The sequence below is a fragment of the Phreatobacter sp. genome, assembly GCF_051860605.1.
Taxonomy (GTDB): Bacteria; Pseudomonadota; Alphaproteobacteria; order Rhizobiales; family Phreatobacteraceae; genus Phreatobacter.
Genome location: NZ_JBHYDR010000013.1, coordinates 47,251 through 62,802 on the forward strand (window position 1 = coordinate 47,251; position 15,552 = coordinate 62,802).

The 15,552-nt window shown below is 68.1% G+C and carries 15 protein-coding genes; 9 read left to right on the top strand and 6 right to left on the bottom strand.

All coding sequences use genetic code 11. From position 1 onward, the window contains the following. Positions 1 to 15 precede the first annotated feature (15 nt). The 3 genes from ACTIFS_RS19510 to ACTIFS_RS19520 all read left to right on the top strand — a co-directional run bounded on the left by ACTIFS_RS19510 (position 16) and on the right by ACTIFS_RS19520 (position 2,283). A complete protein-coding gene (locus ACTIFS_RS19510; RefSeq protein ID WP_439575787.1) occupies positions 16 to 1,059 on the top strand; it encodes a tellurite resistance TerB family protein in 1,044 nt (347 codons plus the stop codon). A 145-nt stretch (positions 1,060 to 1,204) separates the two neighbouring features. Next, positions 1,205 to 1,789, top strand: coding sequence for a permease (locus ACTIFS_RS19515; RefSeq protein WP_439575788.1), 585 nt, complete (start codon positions 1,205 to 1,207; stop codon positions 1,787 to 1,789). Further along, positions 1,786 to 2,283, top strand: a complete 498-nt coding sequence (locus ACTIFS_RS19520; RefSeq protein WP_439575789.1) for a hypothetical protein — start codon at positions 1,786 to 1,788, stop codon at positions 2,281 to 2,283. The genes ACTIFS_RS19515 and ACTIFS_RS19520 overlap by 4 nt, the downstream gene beginning before the upstream one ends. A 6-nt stretch (positions 2,284 to 2,289) precedes the next feature. Here ACTIFS_RS19520 and ACTIFS_RS19525 read toward each other — a convergent pair whose 3' ends face one another. Both ACTIFS_RS19525 and ACTIFS_RS19530 read right to left on the bottom strand, forming a co-directional pair. Beyond that, positions 2,290 to 3,042, bottom strand: a complete 753-nt coding sequence (locus tag ACTIFS_RS19525; RefSeq protein WP_439575790.1) for an SDR family NAD(P)-dependent oxidoreductase — start codon at positions 3,040 to 3,042, stop codon at positions 2,290 to 2,292. Positions 3,043 to 3,378: 336 nt separating this feature from the next. Then, positions 3,379 to 4,563 (bottom strand): pyridoxal phosphate-dependent aminotransferase, encoded by a 1,185-nt coding sequence (locus tag ACTIFS_RS19530; RefSeq protein ID WP_439575791.1) that lies wholly within the window; start codon positions 4,561 to 4,563, stop codon positions 3,379 to 3,381. Positions 4,564 to 4,853: 290 nt separating this feature from the next. Between ACTIFS_RS19530 and ACTIFS_RS19535 the strand changes: the two genes are divergently transcribed. The 5 genes from ACTIFS_RS19535 to ACTIFS_RS19555 all read left to right on the top strand — a co-directional run bounded on the left by ACTIFS_RS19535 (position 4,854) and on the right by ACTIFS_RS19555 (position 10,597). Beyond that, a complete protein-coding gene (locus ACTIFS_RS19535; protein ID WP_439575792.1) occupies positions 4,854 to 6,659 on the top strand; it encodes an IlvD/Edd family dehydratase in 1,806 nt (601 codons plus the stop codon). Between the two features lie 105 nt (positions 6,660 to 6,764). Beyond that, the gene (locus ACTIFS_RS19540) at positions 6,765 to 7,688 is read left to right on the top strand and encodes a class I SAM-dependent methyltransferase (protein WP_439575793.1); all 924 of its coding nucleotides are present in this window, start codon (positions 6,765 to 6,767) and stop codon (positions 7,686 to 7,688) included. 7 nt (positions 7,689 to 7,695) lie between these two features. Beyond that, positions 7,696 to 8,454, top strand: coding sequence for a pseudouridine synthase (locus ACTIFS_RS19545; protein WP_439575794.1), 759 nt, complete (start codon positions 7,696 to 7,698; stop codon positions 8,452 to 8,454). Between the two features lie 99 nt (positions 8,455 to 8,553). Then, complete coding sequence (locus ACTIFS_RS19550) at positions 8,554 to 9,405, top strand: isocitrate lyase/PEP mutase family protein (RefSeq protein WP_439575795.1); 852 nt, start codon at positions 8,554 to 8,556, stop codon at positions 9,403 to 9,405. A gap of 46 nt (positions 9,406 to 9,451) precedes the next feature. Continuing rightward, positions 9,452 to 10,597, top strand: a complete 1,146-nt coding sequence (locus ACTIFS_RS19555; RefSeq protein WP_439575796.1) for a GNAT family N-acetyltransferase — start codon at positions 9,452 to 9,454, stop codon at positions 10,595 to 10,597. 6 nt (positions 10,598 to 10,603) lie between these two features. Here ACTIFS_RS19555 and ACTIFS_RS19560 read toward each other — a convergent pair whose 3' ends face one another. Beyond that, positions 10,604 to 10,840 carry a hypothetical protein gene (locus ACTIFS_RS19560; RefSeq protein ID WP_439575797.1) on the bottom strand — a complete coding sequence of 79 codons (237 nt, stop codon included), beginning with the start codon at positions 10,838 to 10,840 and terminating at the stop codon, positions 10,604 to 10,606. Between the two features lie 331 nt (positions 10,841 to 11,171). On the opposite strand from ACTIFS_RS19560, the gene ACTIFS_RS19565 reads away from it, so the two are divergent. Next, entirely contained in the window at positions 11,172 to 11,999 is an 828-nt protein-coding gene (locus ACTIFS_RS19565; protein WP_439575798.1) for a transglutaminase-like domain-containing protein, read from the top strand. Between the two features lie 56 nt (positions 12,000 to 12,055). Here ACTIFS_RS19565 and ACTIFS_RS19570 read toward each other — a convergent pair whose 3' ends face one another. From ACTIFS_RS19570 to ACTIFS_RS19580, 3 genes are all read right to left on the bottom strand, one after another. Beyond that, entirely contained in the window at positions 12,056 to 12,400 is a 345-nt protein-coding gene (locus ACTIFS_RS19570) for a hypothetical protein (protein ID WP_439575799.1), read from the bottom strand. A 297-nt stretch (positions 12,401 to 12,697) separates the two neighbouring features. Further along, complete coding sequence (locus tag ACTIFS_RS19575) at positions 12,698 to 13,819, bottom strand: serine hydrolase domain-containing protein (RefSeq protein ID WP_439575800.1); 1,122 nt, start codon at positions 13,817 to 13,819, stop codon at positions 12,698 to 12,700. A gap of 171 nt (positions 13,820 to 13,990) precedes the next feature. Then, a complete protein-coding gene (locus tag ACTIFS_RS19580; RefSeq protein ID WP_439575801.1) occupies positions 13,991 to 15,436 on the bottom strand; it encodes an aldehyde dehydrogenase family protein in 1,446 nt (481 codons plus the stop codon). Positions 15,437 to 15,552: the final 116 nt, after the last annotated feature.

A 15,552-nucleotide genomic window follows, 5' to 3' on the forward strand; every position in this document is an offset into this window, starting at 1 on the left:
TCAGGGAGAGCCAAGGTGACCGACATTTCCAAGATTCTGACGGCCGTCCTGTCGGGCGGTACCCAGCCCGGCGGCGGCGGCGGCCTGTTCGGCCAGCTTGGCCAGACGCCGGCGGGGGGCTCCGCGCCGGGCGGGCTCGACGCCCTGCTGCGCGGATTGTCGGGCGGCGGCCAGCAGGCCCCTTCAGGCGGCGGCGCGGGTGGCAGCACGCTGTTCGACCAGCTTGCAACGGCGCTGCGCAATGCGCAGGGCGGCACGGAACCGCCGCGCGCGCAGGCTGCTTCCGGCGGCCCGGCAGGCGCCCCGGGCGGCACGTTGCTCGACCAGCTCATGTCAGTGATCCAGGGCGCGCAGCAGAAGGCCGGCACGGCCATGGCAGGGGCGGCGGGCACGCCGCTCGGCGACATGCTCAACCAGGCCGGCGACCTCCTGAAGAAACATGGCGGCGGCTTCGGCGGCGGGGCTGCGGCCGGCACGCTGGCCGGTCTCCTTCTCGGCACCGGCGCCGGCCGGCAGATCGCAGGCGCCGCGGCGCGTCTCGGCGGCCTCGCCGCCATCGGTGGTCTTGCCTATGTGGCGCTGCGCAATTTCCAGCAGGGCAAGCCGGTCGTCCAGGGCACCATCAACGACGTCTCCTCCATCCTCGGGCTCGGCTCGCCTCCGCAGGGCTTCGCGGATGCAGCCGGCACGGTGGACGAGACTGCGGAAATCCTGCTGCGCTCGATGGTGGCGGGCGCCTATGCCGACGGCCACATGAGCCCGGAGGAACGGCAGTCGATCGTCGGCCAGCTCGATTCCATGGGCCTGGGAACGGCCGAGAAGAGCTATCTGGACGGCATGCTCGCCGCGCCCGTCTCGATGAAGCTGATCGCGGCGGCCTGCGTGACCGACGAGATGAAGGCGCAGGCCTATATCGCCGCGCAGATGGGCATCACGGCGGACACGGCCGCCGAACGGCAGTTCCTGAAGGATTTCGCCGCGGCTCTCGGTCTCGCCCCGGGCCTCGTCGCCCATCTCGACCAGGCGGCCGCCGACGCGAAGGCGGCCAGGGACGCCTGACCGGCGAGGTCCATGGCCCGCGCGCAGGGCTGACGATCGGGCGCAGCTGATGCGCCGCCGCAGCGGTTCTCCCGTCGCGGCGGCGGTTCTATCGTGACCATGGCCTCTCCGTCCGCCCCGCAGCCTTCCGCACATCGCGCCCCCCTTGTCATCCTCCGCTCCGCCCGCATCGCCGCCGCCCTCGCCTCAGAAGGCCGGCAAGTCCCGCAGCCTTGTCGACGGTTCGACGCTGTTCGTGCTGACGCTGGTGCTGGTCGGCGCCTTCTTCGTCTGGCGGCGCGACGGCTGGGGTGGCGTCTGGCATGTGCTGGCCGAAGATTCCTGGCTGTTCGTCGACATCCTTCCCAAAGTGCTGGCCGGCTGCCTGATCGGTGCCTTCGTCACCGTCCTGCTGCCGCGGGAGATGGTCACCCGCTGGGTCGGCGGCGAATCCGGTCTGACGGGCCTCGTTATCGCCACCGCCATCGGTGCGGTGCTGCCGGGCGGCCCCTTCACGATCTATCCGCTCGCCGGGGCCTTCCTGACGATCGGCGCCGGCATCGGCCCCGTGGTGGCCTTCGTGACCAGCTGGACGCTGATCGGCCTCAACCGGGCGATCATCTGGGAAGTGCCCTTCCTCGGCTTCGACTTCGTCACCACGCGCATGCTGATCTCGCTACCCATGCCGATCCTTGCAGGTCTCGGCGCCAGGGCGCTGGCGCGGTTCGTCGCCGGGAGCCTGAAGACGTGATCGTCCTCGCGGTTGCCGCCTTCCTCTGGGTCGTCGTCGCGATGCTGGCGCTGCTCGCCTGGCGGCGCGGCGGCTCGGTGCTGAAGGACGCTACGCGCTCCGGTGTTCTCGACTTCCTCTACCTGATCCCGCGGCTTGCCATCGGCGTTATCGGCGCCGGCTTCCTCGCCGCGCTGCTGCCGCAGGAGGTGGTGCGCTCGTGGCTCGGTCCGGAATCCGGCCTGTCGGGGCTGGCGCTGGCAAGCCTTGCCGGCGCGATCACGCCCGGCGGCCCGGTCATCGGCTTTGCCATTGCCGCTTCGGCGCTGAAGAGCGGCGCCGGCGTCGTGCCGGTCTCGGCCTATGTCACGGCCTGGGCGCTCTATGCGGTGCAGCGGCTGTTCGTCTGGGAGATCCCGGTCATGCCGGCGCGCGTGGTCTGGCTGAGGGTGGCCGCCTCGCTGCCGCTTCCGGCGCTGACGGCCCTCGGCTTCTGGCTGACGGGTGCGCGCTGACGGCCGTCAGTGGATGTGGCTGGCGCCATTGATGTCGATCTCCGAACCGGAGACATAGGTGGACAGGTCCGAGGCCAGGAACAGGCAGACGCCGGCAATCTCGTCGGCCCGGCCGAGGCGGCCGAGCGGCACCGAATCGACGATCGCCTGCATCTGCTCCTTCGACAGCGTGCCGCCGGTGATGTCGGTGTCGATCATGGACGGGCAGAGCGCATTGGCGCGGATGTTGTCCGGCCCGCACTCGCGCGCGGTGGCCTTGGTATAGCCGAGGATGGCGCCCTTGGCCGCGGCATAGGCCGAGCCGCCGAAAATGCCGCCGCCCTTCTGCGCCGAGGCCGAGCTCATGTTGATGATCGAGCCTGACTTCTGCGCGCGCATGGCCGGCACGACGGCCTGCGTCATGTGGAAGGTGCCGCGCATGTTGATGTCGAGCACGCGGTCGTAGGTCGCATCGTCCGTGTCCATCAGGCGCTTCGGCGAGGTGATGCCGGCATTGTTGAACAGCACGTCGATGCGGCCGTGACGGGCCAGCACGCGGGCGACCGCCCTGTCGCAGTCGGACCTGCGGGTGACATCGCATTTCAGCGCCATGTGGCCGCGGCCCTTGAGCGTCTTCACCGCGTCCCGCGCACCAGCCAGGTCGATGTCGGTGATCGCCACCCTGGCCCCGTGCTCGGCAAACAGCCGCGCGGTGGCAAGGCCGAGGCCGCGCGGGGAGGCGCCTCCGGTGACGATGGCGATCCGGCCTTTCAGCAGCATGGCGTGTCTCCCTCATGTCCGGTCTTGAGCCGGGTCGGTGGATTCGAGCGGGACGGGTCGGCGGCGTCAACAGGCGCCTTGCGCAACGGCTTTGCGTCCTTCGAGGCTCGCTGTCGCTCGCACCTCAGGATGAGGGGCGTTGGTGAATGGCGTCGATGTCGCAAGGGCTTGCCGGGTGAAATCCCGCGACGCTGCTGCAAGCCGCTTCCCACCTCATCCTGAGGTGCGAGCGAGAGCGAGATGCGGACGCATCTCGCATCCGCTCGATGCTATGGCGAGCCTCGAAGGACGCACAACCGTTCCGCAGCGCGATGGCCGGGCCCCCCAGGCGCCCCGTCACACCGCGTTGCGACGCTCCAGAAACGCCTTCATGCGGTCCAGGGCCCGAAGAATGTTCTCCGACGAATTGGCATAGCTGAGGCGGATGTAGCCCTCGCCGTGGACGCCGAAATCCGGCCCGCCGATGGTGGCGACGCCTGAATCCTCCAGCAGGGCGGAGGCCAGCGGCTTGGCCTTCCAGCCCGTCTTGGACACGTTCGGGAAGGCGTAGAAGGCGCCCTTCGGCACGATGCACGAGACGCCTGGCAGCTGGTTGAGACCGTCGACCACCAGCTTCCGGCGGGCGTCGAATTCGGCGACCATTTTCCCCACCGCGTCCTGCGGGCCGGTGAGCGCCTCGAGTGCTGCGAACTGGGAGGGCGCGTTGACGCAGGAAAACGAGTTCACCGCCAGCTTGCGGGCATAGTCGTAGAGCTTGCCCGGCCAGACCGAATAGCCGAGCCGCCAGCCGGTCATGGCATAGGTCTTGGACCAGCCGTTGAGCAGGATCGTGCGGTCGCGGATGGAGGGATAGGAGAGGAGGCAGACATGCGCCTCGCCGTCATAGACCATCTGGTCATAGATCTCGTCCGACATGATGGCGACGTCGGGGTAGCGCTCCATGCCCTTCACCAGCTTGTCGATCTCGGCCTTCGGGGTGACGCCGCCGGTCGGGTTGGCGGGTGAATTGACGATGACGAGGCGCGTCTTCGGCGTGATCAGCGACAGGAGTTCTTCCGCCGAGAAGGCGAAGCCGTTCTCCTCGCGGATCGGCACGGGAATGGGCGTGGCGCCGGTATATTCGATCATCGAGCGGTAGATCGGAAAGCCGGGATCGGGATAGAGAATCTCCGCGCCCGGCTCGCCGAACATCAGGATCGCCATGAACATGGTGACCTTGCCGCCGGGCACGATCATCACCTCGTCCGGGGAGACGCCGACCCCGAAACGCCGGTCGAGGTCGGCGGCCACCGCCTCGCGCAGGGGCAGGATGCCGTTGGCCGGGGTGTAGCCATGGTGGCCGTCGCGGATCGCCTTGATCGCCGCCTCGGTGATGTTCCCAGGGGTCGCGAAATCCGGCTGGCCGATGCCGAGATTGATGATGTCCTTGCCCTCGCGCGCCAGCGCGGTCGCGCGCGCGAGCACGGCGAAGGCGTTCTCCTCGCCGATGCGGTCGAAGTTCGAGACGGTCTGGAGGGTCATGAAGGCGTTCCCCGGCTTGGCGCGGCCGCCTCGCGGGGCGGTCTTCACGTCCCTATGCCGGAAGTTATCGCGCTTGAACAGCCGAGGGCGTGCCGGGATGGCCTGCCGCCGCAGACGGGAGCGCGGGGTCTCGCCGGACCGCCCCGGTGCGCTGGCATCTGCCCTGCGTCCGGACCGTACCTTTCCCGTTGATTTCCTCCGACCGGCAGGGTCAAATCGATCAAAATCAGCCTGCCAATGTCGGTTCAATCGATTTGATGGCGTTGCAGCGCAATATGGGAGGACATGTCATGGCACGCCGCAAACGGATGAAGCCCCAGAACCTGCGCTCGCGCCAGTGGTTCGACAATCCCGACAATCAGGGCATGACCGCGCTCTACATCGAGCGGACGGTCAACTGGGGCCTGACGGTGGAGGAACTGCGCTCGGGCCGGCCGATCATCGGCATCGCCCAGACCGGCTCGGACATCTCGCCGTGCAACCGCCACCATCTCGAACTGGCCAAGCGCGTGCGCGACGGCATCCGGGATGCCGGCGGCATCCCGCTGGAGTTTCCGGTCCACCAGATCCAGGAGACGCTGAAGCGTCCGACGGCGGCGCTTGACCGCAACCTGCAATATCTGTCGCTGGTCGAGATCCTGTACGGATATCCGATCGACGGCGTCGTGCTGACGACCGGCTGCGACAAGACCACGCCCGCCCTGCTCATGGGGGCGGCAACCGTCAACATTCCCTCGCTCGTGCTTTCCGGCGGACCGATGCTGAACGGCTGGTGGGACGGCAAGCGTGCCGGCTCGGGCACGCTGGTCTGGGAGGCGCGCAAGCTGCAGGCCGATGGCACGCTGACCGTCCAGGACTTCATGGACGTGGTGACCAGCTCGGCCCCCTCGATCGGTCATTGCAATTCCATGGGCACCGCCTCGACCATGAATGCGCTGGCCGAGGCGCTCGGCATGTCGCTTCCCGGCTGCGCGGCCATCCCGGCCGCCTATCGCGAGCGTGGCCAGATCGCCTATGCCACCGGCAAGCGCATCGTCGAGATGGTCTGGGAGGACCTGAAGCCCTCCGACATCATGACGCGGAAGGCCTTCGAGAACTGCATCGTGGTCAATTCGGCCATCGGCGGCTCCACCAATGCGCCGATCCACGTCAATGCCATTGCCAAGCATATGGGCGTCAAGCTCGGCATTCAGGACTGGGAGACCTATGGCCACAAGGTTCCGCTGATGGTCAACATGATGCCCGCCGGTGCCTATCTCGGCGAGGAATATTACCGGGCCGGCGGCCTGCCGGCGGTGATGAACGAGCTCTTGAAGGCCGGCCGCATCCATGGCGACGTGCTGACCGTGACCGGCCGGACGGTCGCGGAGAATGTCGGCAATGCACGGATCAGCGACGAGGACGTGATCCGGCCCCTGGAAAAGCCGCTGGTCAAGGATGCCGGCTTCATCGTGCTGAGCGGCAACCTGTTCGATTCCGCGATCATGAAGACCTGCGTGATCTCGCAGGAATTCCGCAAGCGCTACCTGTCCAATCCGAAGGACCCGGATGCCTTCGAGGGCCGGGCCATCGTCTTCGAGGGGACGGAGGACTATCACCACCGCATCGACGATCCGGGTCTGAAGATCGACGATTCCTGCATCCTGTTCATCCGCGGCGCCGGGCCGCTCGGCTATCCGGGCTCGGCGGAGGTGGTGAACATGCAGCCGCCGGCGGCGCTTCTGAAGAAGGGCATCCGGGACCTGCCCTGCATCGGCGACGGCCGTCAGTCCGGCACCTCGGGCTCGCCCTCCATCCTGAACGCCTCGCCGGAGGCGGCCGCCAATGGCGGACTTGCCGTGCTCAGGACCGGTGACCGGGTGCGCATCGACCTGAAGAAGCGCGCGGCCAACATCCTCATCTCCGACGAGGACTATGCGGCGCGGATGGCCGAGCTGAAGGCGAATGGTGGCTTCAAGATGCCGCGCAGCCAGACGCCCTGGCAGGAAATCCAGCGCTCGATGGTCAGCCAGCTGTCGGACGGCATGGTGCTGAAGCCGGCCGTGAAATACCAGAAGATCGCCCAGAAGCGCGGCGTGCCGCGTGACAATCATTAGGCCGCAGCGCGGCGTGCGGCGCGTCAATCACCAGGCCGCAGCGCGGCGTGCCATTCCCCACAGCAAGGGGTGACGGGCGCCTGCGGCGGCCTTAAGACGGCGGGCATGACCGTGCCTGCGACACCTCTCTTCGGCCTCTATGGCGCGCCGCCGGCGGGCCTTGCCGCATGGCCGGACGAGGCCGTGCAGTTCTCGCCGCTCGTCCCCGGTTCGGCCGCGCTGGAGGACCAGCCGGACGCATCGCTCGCCGGGATGGTCATGCTGGCGCCGCCCGGCACGATCGAGCGCCGCCATGCGCTGGCGCTGGCACTGAGGGCCCTGGTGCCGGACGCTCCCGTTACGGTGCTCGCCCCGAAGGACAAGGGCGGGGCGCGGCTGTGCAAGGACCTCGAGGCGTTTGGCTGCACCGTCGGCGAGGACGCGCGCCGCCATCACCGCATCTGCTCCCTCCTGCGGCCCGCCGTGCCGACGGGCCTCGACGAGGCGATTGCCGCCGGAGCGCCGCGCGTCGTCGAGCCGATCGGCCTCTGGTCGCAGCCCGGCATCTTCGCCTGGGACAGGATCGATCCGGGCAGCGCGCTGCTGATGGCGCATCTGCCACCGCTTGCCGGGCGCGGTGCCGACCTTGGCGCAGGCTTCGGCGTGCTGGCGCGGGCCGTGCTCGCCTCGTCGGAGGTCAGCGGCCTGACGCTTGTCGATCTGGACCGGCGGGCGCTGTCCGCTGCCCGCCGCAACATCCAGGACTCGCGAGCGTCCTTTCTATGGACGGACCTCCGCCAGCCGGTTCCGGGTCTGTCGGGAGTGGACTTCGTGGTCTCCAATCCGCCGTTCCATGATGGCGGAGCCGAGGACCGGGCGCTTGGCCAGGTGTTCGTCCGCCAGGCGGCGTCCATGCTTCGGCGCGGCGGGCGGCTGTTCCTGGTCGCCAACCGCCATCTGCCCTACGAGGCGGTGCTCGATGCGGCGTTCCGCACCGTGACGGCGAAGGCCGAACAGGGCGGCTACAAGGTCTATGAGGCAGCCAGGTGAGCCGACCATGAGCAAGCCTCCCGCCGCCCTGCGCATCGACCGTCTGCTGGCCAATCTCGGCTATGGCTCGCGCCGCGAGGTGCAGGCCCTGGTGGCGGCCGGACAGGTGCGGCTGGATGGCGATCCGGTCCGCGATGCCGACGGGCGCATTGCCCTGGCCCCCGACCTGTCCGAGCGCATGACCGTGCGCGGGCGGCCGCTCGACCCGCCGCCGGGCCTGATCCTCATGCTCAACAAGCCGCTGGGCGTGACCTGCTCGCACAAGGAGGCGGGGCCGCTGGTCTATTCGCTCCTGCCCGATCGCTGGCGGCGCCGGGAGCCGGCCATCTCGACGGTTGGTCGGCTCGACAAGGAGACCTCGGGCCTTCTGCTGCTGACCGATGACGGAGCCTTGCTCCACCGCATCATTTCTCCCAGGAGCCATGTCCCCAAGCGCTATGTCGCGACCCTCGACCGCCCGCTGAAGGGCGACGAGGCGGCCCGCTTCGCCTCGGGCACGATGATGCTGGAGGAGGACGAGAAGCCGCTCCTGCCGGCGGAACTCGAGGTGCTGGAGCCGCAGGTCGCGCGCCTCACGATCCACGAGGGCCGCTACCATCAGGTCCGCCGCATGTTCGCGGCCACCGGCAACCATGTCGTGGCGCTGCACCGCGACCGGATCGGCGGGCTGGACCTGCCGGCCGATCTGGAGCCGGGTCAGTATCGCCTGCTTGGACCGGCCGACATCACCGCCATCTTCGCCGCCGCCGGGCCTTCGGGCGGATAGCGCCATTCATCGCGTCGATGCCGGCCATCACCAGCTTTGGCTTGGCGGATGCCAGCCGAGGCGCGACACTCTCGGCCCGACGGAACAGGGGGGAGCGCCATGACCAGGCCGGATGCCGAACGGATCGCCGCGGCCCGATCGCGGTTTGCCGGGCTGCACCAGGCCGGCTGCTTCGTGATCCCCAATCCCTGGGATACCGGCTCGGCCATGATGCTGAAGCATCTCGGCTTCAAGGCACTGGCCACGACCTCGTCGGGCTTTTCCTTCTCGAAGGGGCTGCCGGATGCCGACTGGGCGGTGCCGCGCGACATGGTTCTCGACCACGTCGCCGAGATGGTCGCGGCAACCGACCTGCCGGTGAACGCCGATTTTGAATCGGGCTATGCCCATGATCCCGACGGTGTAGCGGAGAACTGCCGCCTGTGTGCGGCCACGGGCGTTGCGGGCCTGTCGATCGAGGACAATTCGGGCGATCCGTCCGCTCCCCTCTACCCGTTCGATCTGGCGGTGGAACGCATCCGCGCGGCAGTGTCGGCGCTGAGAGGAACCGGCGTCCTGCTCACGGCTCGGGCGGAGGCACATCTGCTCGGCGTGCCGGAACCGCAGAAGGAGGCCGTGAAGCGGCTCGTCGCCTTTGCCGAGGCAGGCGCGGACGTGCTCTATGCGCCCGGCCTGCGCACGCCGGAGCAGATCCGCGAGGTGGTCGAGGCCGTGGCGCCGAAGCCGGTGAACCTGCTCGTCTCCGCTCCGATCGGCATTTCGGTGGCCGATGCCGCGGCGCTCGGCGTCCGGCGCGTCTCGGTGGGCTCGGCGCTCGCCCGCGCCGCCTGGGGCGGGTTCCTCAAGGCCGCCCGCGAGCTTGCCGGGCAGGGCTCCTTCAATGCCATGGCGGGGGCCGAACCGTTCGGCGCGCTGAACGACTTCTTCAAGGCCCAGCGGCCGAAAGCCTGACCGGGCGCATGCCCGCCCGATGCCGTCCTCGCTTCTGGAGCCTCCCGTGACCGAGCCCGCCTTCGACCATGCCGTGGACGCAACACCGGCCCCGCGTCCGACCCATGTCACGCTGGAAGGCCGGTTCTGCCGCCTTCGGCCGCTGGACCCGGCCCGCGATACCGATGGCCTTTATGCGCTGTCGCATGGACCCGAGGCGCCGCAGCAATGGGCCTATCTGTTCACCGGGCCCTATGCCGACAAGGCCGATTTCGACGCCCATGTGCGCACCATCGCGGCGGGCACTACCGATCCCGTCTACTGGGCGATCTGCACGCCCGACGACCGGGCCATCGGGTGGCTGTCGCTGATGCGCATCGACACCACGCACCGCGTCATCGAGGTCGGCTCGATCCTCTACACGCCGGCGCTGCAGCGCACCCCCGCGGCGACGGAGGCGGAGTATCTTTTGGCGCGCTACGTCTTCGAGACGCTTGGCTACCGGCGCTACGAGTGGAAGTGCCACAATCTCAACGAGCCCTCGAAGCGGGCGGCCGTGCGTTTCGGTTTCACCTATGAGGGCCTGTTCCGCCAGCACATGATCGCCAAGGGCCGCAACCGCGACACGGCCTGGTTCTCCATGATCGACATCGAGTGGCCGCAGCGGAAGCTTGCCTTCGAGCTTTGGCTTCGCCCGGACAATTTCGATCCGGAGGGCCGGCAGAAGGTCAGCCTCGCCGTGTTCAACCGTCTCCTGGCCCATCAGGGCGAACTGGTGCTGCGGCGCGCGACGCTGGCCGACGTGCCGGCCATCCGCGCGCTGAAGGACATCGCCTATGCGGCCAACGAGACGATCACCGGCGTCCTGTCGCTGCCGCGCAAGGCCGATTACGCGGCCATGATGGCCGACCACGAGATCTGGGTGGCGGACGGGGAAGGGCATCTTGCCGCCTGCGCGGTGCTGCAGGTCGCGCCCGAGGCGGTGATCTATTCGCTGGCGGTGCATCCGGACGGGCAGGGCCGGCGGCTGGGCGATGCCATCCTGGCCTTCTCGGAGAGGCGGCTGGCCGAACTGGGGGCCGACCGCGTGACGCTGTACACCCATGCAGCGCTCGAGCAGCGCATTGCCTGGTATGCCCGGCGCGGCTTTCTCCGCACCCATGTCGAGGAGATGGCCGACCGGCGCGTCCAGCACATGGAGAAGGCGCTCTGACGATCCCTATCGGGCGTTGAACGGCTCCACCCGCCGGGCCGAGCGGAAGAAGGCGAAGGTGCCGAGCAGGCCGATGCCGATGCCGACCGCCGTCGAGCCCATGACGAAGCGCTCGCCGAGGCCGAGCAGGCTGGAAAAGGCCCAGCCGGTCGCGGCGCCTGCGCCGATAGCCTCGCAGCCCACCAGCACGGTGGCGCCGATGACATTCACCACATTGGTCCAGTTGGTTTCTCTGGTGGCCATGGCCTGCCCTTCGATCGCGCGTCGTGGCGCTGTCATGGCGGCAAATGGCGGCGGGATCAAGATCAATGAGCGCCGGGACGGCCTGAAGGCCCGCCGGTTGTCCTTGCTTGCAATCGCGCTCGAAAGGGCCGAGGCTTGCTGAACATCCGGGCCGAATGGACCGGTCACTTCCCCAACCCATGCGTTGACGACCGAGGCCTGCCCGACGGTGCCTGCCGGCCATGCCGTGGCACCGCCGCGTGAACTCCGTTGCTCAAGCCGGCCGTCTTCCAGCCGTGAAGGCGCAGGCCCGGTTCCCCGCATCCGCTGACGAGAGGCCAGATCCCCCGACATGCTCATCCGCTATGGCTACGACATCACGGTCACCTGCCCCCAGCCAACGCCCATGGTCAATCTTCTGACTGCACACCGGGATCGCCTCGCGGATATTCGCAGGGCAGAGGTGCTGGTGACCAATCCGGCGGTCGCCAGCACGACCTATATCGACCTGTTCGGGAACATCTGCCGCCGCTTCGTGGCGCCTGCAGGCGACCTCGCCATGTGGGCCGACGGGACCATCGAGGATAGCGGCCTGACGGATCCGGTGCTTGCCAACGCCGCGGAGGTGCCGATCGCCGCGTTGCCCGACGACTGCCTCCTCTATCTGATGGGCAGCCGCTATTGCGAGACCGACAAGCTGAGCCAGATCGCCTGGGACCTGTTCGGGACCACGCAGCCCGGCTGGCCTCGCGTGCAGGCCATCTGCGATTTCGTCCACGGCCATATCCGGTTCGGCTATCTCGATGCCCGCTCGACCCGCACCGCCGCGGAGGCCTACGAGGAGCGCATCGGGGTCTGCCGCGACTATGCGCATCTGGCCACGGCCTTCTGCCGCTGCATGAACATTCCGGCCCGCTACGTGAACGGCTATCTGGGCGACATCGGCGTGCCCATCGCAGATCCAATGGACTTCAGCGCCTGGATCGAGGTCTATCTGTCGGATGGCTGGCTGACATTCGACCCGCGCAACAACAAGCCGCGCATCGGTCGCATCGTGGTGGCGCGCGGGCGGGACGCCGCCGACGTGCCATTGATCAACTCATTCGGCCCGCATGTGCTGAAGTCGTTCCGGGTGTGGGCCTATGACGTCACCGGAATGGATGATGCCACCCCGTCCTGACGAACGGGGCTCCGGGCGCGCCTCGACGGCATGGAGGCGCGACCGGGCCCGTCTGGTCAGGACGTGATGATCACGGCGCAGGCATTGGCGACCTGACGGTCGCTGGTGCTCTGGCCGGGCATGGTCGCCCAGCCGTTCTGGATCACCAGATCGCCCCGGTTCCATGACGAGGCCGCCTTGAGGGCGGTTACGCGGTCGGCGTTCTGCGGATCGCGCCTGGCCTGATCAGCGCAGATCGCGGCAAGGACGGCGACCATGTCGGTCTGTGACTGCTGGGCCGCAATCCTGCCGGCGTTGGACTGCGTCACCCAGCCGCCCCAGGTGAAGCCGATGATCGCCAGTGCGGCAGCGCCTCCCGCAGCGCCGTAAAGTGCAGGCTTCAACCAATCAGGTCTCGTCATCAAAAAAATCCTTAATCATCGTGGTCAAAATCGGCCTCGAATGGCGATGACCCTATCATGTGAAATCGTAATATCCTGCGAAATATTTTATTGACCGAAAGATACCTTAGGGATCTCGATGTCTTCTGGCCTTACGAGGATTTTCTGAAAATCAAGCGCTGCGCAGGTATATTTCAAAATACTATTCTGAAAACGCCCCGATTTCTCGATGAACAGCCGTCGCGACGCAAGCCGCTGCCCATGTCGCAGCGGCCCGGCTGCTCTGGCCGCGCCCGATGGAGAGTTCGGCTGGCGCCGCTATGCCAGCGCGGCCGTGACCTTCTGGAAGAAGGCGTCAAACTTCGTCTGGTCCATCCAGCGGGTGACAGCGACCAGATCGAGCTCGGGGGCGATCCAGATGAGGTTCGAGCCGGCGCCGAGCGCAAAGACGCTCTCGCCGGTGGCATGGGGAAAGCGCTTCTGCCCGCGATTCAGCCACCACAGGAAGCCGTAGTCGGGATTGGTGGCGGAAGGCGCCAGCATGGCGTCGAGATAGGTCCGGGACAGCAATTGCCGGTCGCCCCAGCGTCCGCCGCGCTGGATCAGCAGGCCGAGCCTTGCGTGGTCGAGCGCGGAAATGACGATGCCGCCGCCCCAGTGCGCGCCGCCGGGCACGGACTGGATGCGCCTGCCGTCCACGTCCACCCAGGAGGTGGAATAGCCGTTCCAGCGCCAGGTGTCGGAGGCGCCGATCGGATCCATGATCCGCTCCTTCAGCACCTCCGGCAGGGCGCGTCCGAAGCGGCGCAGCAGCGCATAGGAAAGCACGTTCACGCGCACATCGTTGTATTCGTAGAAGGTGCCGGGCTCCTTCAGGTCGCGCGCATCGCCCTTGCGGCTGTTGTCCGCGCCGGGGCCGATCTGGCGGTTGTGATCGACCTGGTCTGACTTGCCGAACAGCTCGCCCTGCCACTCGCTCGCCTGGGTGAGGAGATGGCGCCAGGTGATCCGGCCGTTGCGGGGGCCGGAGAAATGCGGGTCATCGACCGTGCGGCCGACCGGATCGTCGAGCGCGATCAGCCCGTCGTCGAAGGCAAGGCCGGCCAGCACGGCCAGATAGCTCTTGGCGACCGAGAAGGTCATGTCGACCCGCTCTGTCTCACCCCATCCGGCCACGATCCTGCCTCCGCGCACGATGACACCCGCCGGCTTGCCGCGCGGCATGACCGGGCCGACGATGTCGCTCCACGGACCCTTCTCGTTCCACTCGACGATGCCGACATAGCGGCCGTCCGGGTAGTAGAGGCTCATCGGCCAGGGGCTTTCGGCGCCTTCCGCAAAGGCGGTGGCCTCGGCGAGGCGCGCGGCATCGAAGCCGGCTGCGTCGGGTGCGATGCGCTCCCAGCCGGCTGCGACGGGCGAGGGCAGGAAGTCGGTCATGGCAATTCCGTCCTTGTGGGCAGGATCCGGCGGTTCTGGGGTGGGCCTGTCTTTGGCATGGGACAGTTGCGCGAGCCAGCCCGCGACCGCAGATCACCCTCCCCGCGCTGTGCGGAGAGGGTGTGGCCGGGCCAGTCCCGTCGCGTTTGGCCGCCGATGGCGTCCCGGGCTTTACGCCAGCGTGTAGGCGGTCTTCACCGTGGTGTAGAACTCGCGGGCATAGGCGCCCTGCTCGCGCGGGCCGTAGCTCGACCCCTTCCGGCCGCCGAACGGCACGTGATAGTCGACGCCGGCGGTCGGCAGATTGACCATGACCATGCCGGCCTCGGCATTGCGCTTGAAGTGCGAGGCATATTTCAGCGAGGTCGTGCAGATGCCCGACGACAGGCCGAACTCGGTATCGTTGGCGATCGCCAGCGCCTCGTCATAGTTCTTGGCGCGCACCACGGCGGCCACGGGGCCGAAGATTTCCTCCTGCGCGATGCGCATGGAGTTCTTCACTTCAGTGAACAGCGCTGGCTGCAGGTAGAAGCCGGGATTGTCGCGGTTCAGGCGCTCGCCGCCCCAGTGCAGCTTGGCGCCCTCCTCGCGGCCGATGGCGATGTATTTCTCGTCCTGTCCCAGCTGGCTCTCGTCGACCACCGGGCCGATATGGGTGCCGGCCTTCATGGCGTCGTCCACCACGAGCCCCTTCATCCGCTCGGTCAGCGCATCGACGAAACGGTCGTGGATGCCCTCCGTGACGATGAGGCGCGAGGAGGCCGTGCAGCGCTGGCCGGTGGAGAAGAAGGCGCCATTGGCGGCACACTCGACCGCGGTCGTCAGATCGGCATCGTCCAGCACCACGAGCGGGTTCTTGCCGCCCATTTCGAGCTGCACCTTCTTCATCGGCGTGGAGGCGACGCAGGCGCTGGCCACGCGCCGGCCGGTCGAGACCGAGCCGGTGAAGGAGATGGCGGCCACGTCCGGATGCTCCAGCATGGCCTGGCCGACCACCGAGCCGCGACCCATGACGATGTTGAGCACGCCCCTGGGCAGGCCGGCGCGGTTGAGGATGTCGACCAGCGCCCAGGCCGAGCCCGGCACGAGGTCGGCCGGCTTGATGACCACGGTGTTGCCGTAGGCCAGCGCCGGGGCGATCTTCCATGCCGGAATGGCGATGGGGAAGTTCCAGGGCGTGATGATCCCGACCACGCCGACCGCCTCGCGGGTGATCTCGATGCCGACGCCGGGACGCACCGACGTGACCAGTTCGCCGTTCAGGCGCAGCACCTCGGCGGCGAAGAACGACAGGATCTGGCCGGCGCGGGCGACCTCGCCGATGCCCTCGGGCAGGGTCTTGCCTTCTTCGCGGGAGAGCAGCGCGCCGAGCTCTTCCTTGCGCGCCATCACCTCGTTGGAGGCCTTCATCAGCACGTCGTAGCGCAGCTGCGGATTGGAGCGGCTCCAGGCCGGGAAGGCCTCCTTCGCGGCGGCCACCGCCGCCTTCAGGTCGTCTGCCGACCCTTGCGCATATTCACCCACCACCTCGCCGGTGTTGGACGGGTTGAGGTTCGGCGCGGCCTTGGCGGGCGTAACGAAGTCGCCGGCAATGAAGTTGCGGAACACCTGGGTCATGGGCTTGCCTCCTCCGGCTGATGCGCCTCGGCCGGCGCGGGGCCGGCTGCGGGCCGGCACAGAACCACAGGCGGAGGACCAAGGCCAGTGCAGCGCCATGGAGGCGCCATGCACAG